This is a genomic window from Candidatus Effluviviaceae Genus V sp. (genome assembly GCA_014728125.1).
Lineage (GTDB): Bacteria > Joyebacterota > Joyebacteria > Joyebacterales > Joyebacteraceae > WJMD01.
The window spans coordinates 1-5,903 of record WJMD01000122.1 but is presented as its reverse complement, the minus strand read 5'-3'; the positions used below and the strand labels follow the sequence as shown (position 1 = coordinate 5,903).

The window sequence follows — 5,903 nt, the reverse complement described above, 5'->3', positions numbered from 1 at the left end:
TGCCCTCCGGCGCGCCGGCGGTCATCATGGTCGTCGGGCTCCAGGGGTCCGGCAAGACGACGTTCTGCGGGAAGCTGGCGCGGTTCGTCCGCAAGCGCGGAAGGAGCCCGCTCCTGGCGGCCGCCGACACGTACCGGCCTGCCGCGCAGGACCAGCTCGAGGTTCTCGGGAAGCAGCTCGACGTGCCCGTCCATCGCGGACGGGCGGGCGAGGACCCCGTGGCGATCGCGACCGGCGCGGTCGAGAAGGCGCGGTCGGAGAGTGCCGACATCGTCATCCTCGACACGGCCGGGCGGCTCCACGTCGATGCGGACATGATGGACGAGCTCGAGCGGATCCGCGGGGCGACCGAGCCCCAGGAGATCCTGCTGGTGCTCGACAGCATGACCGGTCAGGACGCGGTGAACGTGGCGAGCGAGTTCGTCGACAGGCTCGACTTCACCGGCGCCGTTCTGACGAAGCTCGACGGCGACACGCGGGGCGGCGCGGCGGTATCGCTCAGGGCCGTCACCGGGAAGCCGATCAAGTTCGCCGGCGTGGGCGAGAAGCTCGACGCGCTCGAACCGTTCCACCCGGACCGGATGGCGTCGCGGATCCTGGGGATGGGCGACGTCCTGACACTGGTCGAGCGGGCACAGGAGGCGGCCGACGAGGACAAGGCCGCGAAGCTCGAGGAGAAGCTCCGGAAGCAGTCGTTCACGCTCGAGGACTTCCTCGATCAACTGCAGGCCCTCAAGAAGATGGGCCCTCTGGAGCAGGTCGTGGGCATGCTGCCCGGGGCCGGCAAGCTCGGCAAGGTCGCGGTGGACGAGAAGGCGTTCGGGAGGGTCGAGGCGATCATCAACTCGATGACGCTCGAGGAGAGACGGAGTCCGAACGTCATCGACGGAAGCAGGCGGAAGCGCATCGCCCGCGGCAGCGGGACGAGCGTGCAGGACGTCAACCGTCTGCTCAAGCAGTTCCAGCAGATGAAGAAGATGATGAAACAGTTCGGCAAGCTGGGGAAGCAGGGACGACTCCCGATGATGAACCCCTTCGGGGGATAGGGACGCAGGGCCCCGACGCCTGCCGACCCGAGGACGAAACCGAGGAGGTAAGCACTTTGGCGGTACGGATCAGGCTTCAGCGCAAGGGCGCGAAGCACATGGCTTTCTACAGGGTCGTCGTCGCCGACCAGAGGAAGCAGCGCGACGGGCGTTTCGTTGAGCAGCTCGGGTATTACGACCCACTGAAGGAGCCGGCCGACATCAAGATCGACGCGGAGAAGGCCATCGAGTGGCTCAGCAAGGGCGCGCAGCCCAGCGAGACCGTGCGCTCGCTCTTCAGGAGCATCGGCATCCTCCAGATGTGGCACGAGATGCGGCAGGGCAAGACGCTCGACGAGGTCCGCCACCTCGAGGACGAGGCGCGCGCCCGCGCGGAGGCCAGGATGGCGATGGCCCGGAGGAAGCGCGAGGAAGAGAAGAAGTCCGGCGGCAAGAAGAAGGACGAGGAGAAGAAGGACGAGGCACCGGCCGAGGCGAAGCCCGCGGCCGAGAAAGAGGAGAAGCCCGAGGCCGAGGAGACGAAGGAAGAGGCTCCCGCGGCGACCGGCGACGAGACGACCGAGGCTGTTGCCGAGGAGTCCGCCGGGACCGGCGAGGAGAAGAAGGCCGAGGGAGGCGGCGGAGCAGAGGATGCTCCCGCCGACGAAGCGACCGACGAGTCCGCCGGGGGGACGGACGAGAAGGCCGGGGAGACCGCCGGAGAGGAGGCCGGCGAGAAGGAGGACTCACCCGAGTCCGAGGCGGAGAATACAGCAAGGGACGAGGGGAACGACGAGGAGGAGAAGCCGGGGTCCTGACGATCTTCCGGACGCCGGCCGCCGCGGCCGCAGGCTGGACGCGGCCTCCCAGAAAGGTAAAAGGCTATGTTCGGGGACGAGACCAAGACAGCTGACCGCACCGAGCAGGCGCTGCAGGAGCTGGTTGAGTACGTCGCACGCGGGCTTGTCACCAGGCCCGATGATGTGAACGTGACCCAGTCCCAGAAGGGCGAGATGATCGTCTACGAGGTCCGCGTGGCGGACGAGGACAAGGGACGGGTCATCGGTAAGAACGGCCGGACCGCGAAGGCGATGCGCGCGATCATCGGCGCCGCCGCGACGAAGGCCGAGAAGAAGGCGACCGTCGAGATCATCGACTGACTGGATGCGCGACATCGACACGTGGATCGAAGCCGGGACCATCACGCGGGCGCACGGCGTGCGCGGGGATGTCATCGTCGACCTGAAGCCCGACCTCGTCGCCTGCCTGACGGAGCGCATCGTTCTGAGGACGATGACGCCGGGCGGGGCCGAGTCCACGCTTGAGATCGAACGGGTCCGCGATCACTCGGGACGCGTTCTCGTCAAGTTCCTGACCGTGGAGACGAGGACGGCCGCCGAGCGGCTGAGAGGCGTCCGGCTGTGGATCGACCGCGAGGACGTCGGCCCGCTGGGCGACGACCGGTGGTTCGTTCAGGACCTCATCGGGCTCGAGGTCTACTCGGAGGACGGCGAACGGATCGGTGAGCTTGTCGACGTAATGCCGCAGCCGGCGAACGACGTCTACGTCGTCCACGGACCGTCCGGCGAGGAGATCCTGCTACCGGCGATCGAGCAGGTCATCCGGACCGTCGATCTCGAGAAGCGCACGATGGTGGTGCATCTGATGAAGGGGCTCAGGCGGGAGGACCGGTGAGGATAGACGTTCTCACGCTCTTCCCCGAGATACTCGAGGGGCCGCTGTCCGAGAGCATCATCAAGCAGGCGCGCGAGCGCGGACTTCTGGACATCGCGGTCACGAACATCAGGGACCATGCGAAGGACAAGCACCGGACCGCCGACGACTACCAGTATGGGGGCGGCAGCGGGATGGTGATGAAGCCCGAGCCGGTCTTCGAGACCGTCGAGGCGATCGGGCTCGACGGGGAGGATGAAGGCACGGCCGTTGTGTTGCTCTCCGCTCGGGGAAGGGCCTTCGACCAGGACACCGCGAAGGAGCTGGCCGGGAAGGAACGGCTTGGGCTCATCTGCGGACGCTACAAGGGGGTCGACGAGCGCGTGGCTGCGCTCGCGACACACGAGCTCTCGATCGGGGACTATGTGATCACCGGAGGAGAGCTCGCGGCCGCGGTCGTCATCGACGCGGTCGCCCGTCTCGTCCCGGGGGTTCTCGGGGACATCGAGTCGGCGGAGACGGACTCCTTCTATCAGGGGATTCTCGGACCGCCGTCGTACACGAGACCCGAGTCGTACCGCGGGATGGACGTTCCGGAGGTTCTGGTCTCGGGGCACCACGAGCTCATCAGGCGGTGGCGGCTCACGGAGGCGCTCAGGACGACGATGGAGCGGCGGCCCGACCTCCTCGAGGCGGCGAACCTGACCGAGGAGGATGAGGAGATCCTGGCGGAACTCGGCTGGGACACCGATCCGGACGACTGACGAAGACGACACGAAGGACACGACGCAGGGGGAAGCGACATGCACGAGAGAATCCGCGAGATAGAGAAGAGGTACACGCGCGACAAGACACCGGAGTTCGGTGTCGGCGACACGGTCCGTGTCGACGTGCGTATCACGGAAGGCAGCAAGGAGCGGACGCAGGCCTTCGAGGGCACGGTCATCGCGCGGCAGGGTACCGGTCCAAACGAGACGTTCATCGTCCGCCGCGTGACGCAGGGGATCGGCGTCGAGAGGATCTTCCCGGTGTCGTCCCCGAACGTCCAGGCGGTGCACGTCACACGGCACGGCAAGACCCGCCGGGCCAAGCTCTACTACCTCAGGAAGCGCACCGGCAAGGCGGCGAAGACGAAGGCGCGCGATATCAGGTAGTCGGGGCGTCCGTCCCGGACGGCAGCGCGTCGCGGGACGGCCAGTGAGTGCGGAACGTCAGCTTCCCCTTTTCGGGTGCGGCAGGGAGATGTCCGAGCGGACCAGAGAAGAGACGACCGACGAGACGACGGAGCGCCCGAGCGCCCGCCGTCCGGAGGCCGACCGTCCGGACGTCTCCAGCATGACCATCACGCAGATACGCGAGTACGTCGCCGGAGCTCCTCTCGAGCCCGGCGACTCTCTTTGGGAGGCGCTCGCCGGCGATGCGCGGTGCGGGGTCCGAGAGATCGTCGCGTCCGAGATCAGGCGCCGGGCCAGAGCGACACGGGAACAGAGCCGCCTCGACGCCCTCCGCCGCCACGAGCGCGAGCTCTGGGAGAAGGGCTGTCGCCTGATCGGGGGCGTGGACGAGGCGGGACGCGGCCCGCTGGCCGGGCCGGTCGTCGCTGCGGCCGTCATCCTCGACGACGGCGACATCGAAGGCGTCAACGACTCGAAGAAGCTGACACCCGAGAGACGTGAGCGCCTCTACGGCGACATCATGGAGCGGGCGGTCGCCGTCGGTGTCGGACGCGTCTCGCAGAGGAGGATCGACGAGATCAACATCCTCCATGCCGCGCGGGAGGCGATGTGCCGGGCCGTCGAGGCACTCGACCCGCGGCCCGACCACGTGCTGATCGACGGCATGGAGGTTCCCGGCGTCGCCGTGCCCCAGACGGCGATTCCCGGGGGCGACGGGCTCTCGGCGCCGATCGCCGCGGCCTCGATCATAGCGAAGGTCACACGGGACCGGGAGATGGTCGAGATGGACGCGAAGTACCCCGGGTACGGGTTCGCACGGCACAAGGGCTACGGGACCGAGGAGCACATGGCGGCGCTCACCCGGCTCGGCCCGTGCGAGATCCACCGGCTGTCGTTCGACGTCGTGCACGAGGCCGCCGGCGGGTTTTCGCCCGCCTACCAGCGTTTCCGGAAGCTCCTGACGGAGGCCGACAGTGCTTCGGCTCTTGAGGAGATCGGGGTCGCGATCAGGGATTACGCCCGGAACCTGTCCGAGTACGAGCTGTCCCGTCTCCGCGCCCTCTACCGGCGGAGCCACCTGCGCGTGCAGGCCCGGGTCGGAGCGTCCCGCAACGCCCGGTAGCGTTCCACATTCCCCCTCTTCCGACGTCCCGATCGGCTTCCCCTTCAGGTCCGACACACCATGAACACCACACGGCTCGGTGAACTGGGCGAGCTCGTGGCGGCCGCCTACCTTTGTATGAAGGGTCTCCGCGTCCTCGATCGGCGCTACCGTTCTCACGGCTGCGAAGTGGACGTCGTGGCGGCCGACCGGGGGACGCTCGTCTTTGTCGAGGTCAAGCTCCGCGGCGAGACGGCGAAAGCGCCGGGACGGCGGTCGGTCGACCGGACGAAGCAGCGACGCATCGTCCGCGCGGCGCTCGCCTATCTCAAGGAGCGCCGGCATGCGTCCCGGCGCGTCCGGTTCGACGTCGTCGAGATCCGCCTCCTCAGGCGTGGTCTCGGTCTCGAGCACATTCCCGACGCGTTCCGCCCGCCTGCCCACGGGGGGAGGTGGTCGTCGTGCTGGCGACGGTCCTGACAGGTACCGTGACGGGTATCGAAGGGTATGTGGTGCGGGTCGAGGCGGACGTCGCCGGAGGGCTGCCCTCGTTCGCCATCGTCGGGCTCGGGGACAGCGCGGTGCGGGAGGGGCGCGACCGCGTCGCCTCGGCGGTACGGAACGCGGGCTATCGGTTCCCGCCGGAGCGCGTCACCATCAACCTCTCGCCGGCCGACGTTCCCAAGGGCGGAGCGGCGTTCGATCTGCCCGTGGCCGTGGGACTGCTCGCGGCGACCGGGCAGATCGATCCCTCGACGATCAAACGGACGGCGCTCATCGGAGAGCTGGCGCTCGACGGGTCGACGAGGAGCGTCCGCGGGGTGCTCCCGGTGGCCGCGGCGCTTGCCGGTGCCGGCGTGCGGCGTCTGATCCTGCCTCCGGCGAACGCCTCCGAGGCGCAGGCCGTCGGAGCGCTCGAGGTCCTGC

At 68.4% G+C, this 5,903-nt stretch carries 8 protein-coding genes and 1 pseudogene; all 9 read left to right on the top strand.

Annotation, left to right across the window (positions count from 1 at the left end):
- A partial coding sequence (locus GF405_07575; GenBank protein ID MBD3368015.1) for a signal recognition particle protein occupies positions 1–1,046 on the top strand: 1,046 nt, incomplete at its 5' end.
- Positions 1,047–1,102: 56 nt separating this feature from the next.
- Positions 1,103–1,843 (top strand): 30S ribosomal protein S16, encoded by a 741-nt coding sequence (gene rpsP, locus GF405_07570; GenBank protein ID MBD3368014.1) that lies wholly within the window; start codon positions 1,103–1,105, stop codon positions 1,841–1,843.
- 111 nt (positions 1,844–1,954) lie between these two features.
- Complete coding sequence (locus tag GF405_07565) at positions 1,955–2,185, top strand: KH domain-containing protein (GenBank protein ID MBD3368013.1); 231 nt, start codon at positions 1,955–1,957, stop codon at positions 2,183–2,185.
- Between the two features lie 4 nt (positions 2,186–2,189).
- Positions 2,190–2,720 carry a 16S rRNA processing protein RimM gene (gene rimM / locus GF405_07560; protein ID MBD3368012.1) on the top strand — a complete coding sequence of 177 codons (531 nt, stop codon included), beginning with the start codon at positions 2,190–2,192 and terminating at the stop codon, positions 2,718–2,720.
- Positions 2,717–3,463, top strand: a complete 747-nt coding sequence (gene trmD, locus GF405_07555) for a tRNA (guanosine(37)-N1)-methyltransferase TrmD (protein MBD3368011.1) — start codon at positions 2,717–2,719, stop codon at positions 3,461–3,463. The genes rimM and trmD overlap by 4 nt, the downstream gene beginning before the upstream one ends.
- A gap of 39 nt (positions 3,464–3,502) precedes the next feature.
- Positions 3,503–3,853, top strand: coding sequence for a 50S ribosomal protein L19 (rplS, locus tag GF405_07550; protein ID MBD3368010.1), 351 nt, complete (start codon positions 3,503–3,505; stop codon positions 3,851–3,853).
- A gap of 181 nt (positions 3,854–4,034) precedes the next feature.
- Positions 4,035–4,793: pseudogene (locus GF405_07545) on the top strand (ribonuclease HII).
- A 264-nt stretch (positions 4,794–5,057) separates the two neighbouring features.
- Positions 5,058–5,456, top strand: coding sequence for a YraN family protein (locus GF405_07540; GenBank protein ID MBD3368009.1), 399 nt, complete (start codon positions 5,058–5,060; stop codon positions 5,454–5,456).
- Positions 5,429–5,903, top strand: a 475-nt coding sequence (locus GF405_07535) for an ATP-dependent protease (protein MBD3368008.1), incomplete at its 3' end; no start/stop codon positions are given. The genes GF405_07540 and GF405_07535, both read left to right, overlap by 28 nt.